The organism is Amaricoccus sp. (genome assembly GCF_036846665.1).
Classification (GTDB): domain Bacteria; phylum Pseudomonadota; class Alphaproteobacteria; order Rhodobacterales; family Rhodobacteraceae; genus Amaricoccus.
The window spans coordinates 2,722-4,137 of the sequence record NZ_DAIUBO010000247.1 but is presented as its reverse complement, the minus strand read 5'-3'; the positions used below and the strand labels follow the sequence as shown (position 1 = coordinate 4,137).

The 1,416-nt window shown below is 64.2% G+C and carries 2 protein-coding genes; both read right to left on the bottom strand.

The genetic code is table 11. From position 1 onward, the window contains the following. Window positions 1-473: NlpC/P60 family protein (locus V7050_RS17770; protein WP_324410946.1), on the bottom strand; the 473-nt coding region annotated here is incomplete at its 3' end. Window positions 474-591: 118 nt separating this feature from the next. Then, on the bottom strand, window positions 592-1,416 hold an 825-nt coding region (locus V7050_RS17765), incomplete at its 5' end, for a phage late control D family protein (protein WP_324410943.1).

Sequence of the window (1,416 nt, the reverse complement as noted above, 5' to 3'; positions counted from 1 at the left end):
CCCACCGACCCGACCTTGGGGCCGCCGGCGTCAATGCCGAAATCCTTCCACCCCTGCGCCCAGAACGGATTGTTCGGCACCACGGCGCCGGGCAGCGTCTTGACGATGCAGGTTTCGACGAAGTCGCCGCACCACGGCAGTTTCGCCGGGTCGCCGAGATATTTCCCCAGTTTCAGGAAGGCGGCGAGCAGCGCGTTGTCGCGGCGCTCATGCAGGCCCATGCGGCGCTGCGCCTCGGCCATCCATGGCGGAAGGGTTTCGGCCGGCGGCTCGGGCGTGTCGGCCTTGGGCTTGCCTGGCTCGGCGCGCAGGGCGGCGACGGTGGCGGCATCGGCTACCCCGGTCTGCCTGATTTTCTTCTGGCGCTGGAACGCGATCAGGGCGCGGGTCGTTTCCCCGCCGATCGCCCCGTCCACGGCGATCTTGTACCCATGCGCGACAAGGCGGCCCTGAAGCCATGCTTCAAAGGACATAGCATCTCCTTCCCCCCGACAGACGTCGGGCGGTTCGTGTTTTCGATTGTTGGCGAGCGGTGGCCCCGTCAGGCGGGGCGGCAAATTCGCGGCGCGGGGCTGCGGAATATGAGGAAGGTCAGACCTTCAGTTTGGCTTCGACGTCGACCGTGTATCCGGCCTTCGACAGTTTGTGCGTCGCGGTTTCTATGATGAACTCGACGCCGTCGAGCTCGGGGCGGACGCCGGCATAGACGAACTTCGCGCCGGCGCGGACGGCAGGGTCGCCATAAAGGGTGACGCTCGTGCGCATCGTCTCGCGCTTGAGGTCTTTCGCCTTGGCCTTCGCCGCCTTCTTGGCCTCGCCTTCGTCCTGAAAGGATTCCGCGATCGTATAGGTCGCCTCGCCCTCGGAATCGCTGTCTTCCTCGACTTCCTTGAGCTTTGCCTCGTTGCGATCCTGCCAGCGGGCCTTCACCTTCTTGTATTTGTATCGGTGCGCGAAGACCGTGCGGCAGGTGCCTTCGACGATATTGGCCGGCGAGGCCACGATGGAGCCGACGCCCTCGCCCTTCTTTTTGAAGATGAGGGTCTTGTTCTTGATCGTGAAAAGCGCGTCATGGCGACGGGCGAGGCGCTCGACGACATGCAGATCGCTTTCGTCCTGTTGCGCGAACCATTTGTATTTGTGCGAGCCGACCTCGTCGTCCACCTTCGGCGAAAGGCCGTTCTCGCCGGCGATCTGCTCGACGATCTGCTTGACCGTCTTGTTGTCCCAGTGCCGCGACCGGTGCTGCTTGGCCTTCCCGCGCACGTTCGCGCCCTTGCCGTTCACGGTCATGCCGTAGGGAAGGCAAAGCACCTCCGGGTCGTCGGCGATGAAGGTTCCGAAATCGGCCACGCCGGTTTCGAGATAGCCCAGCTTCGCGCCGATCTCGTCGCCCTTCTTCGGGATCTGCGCGAA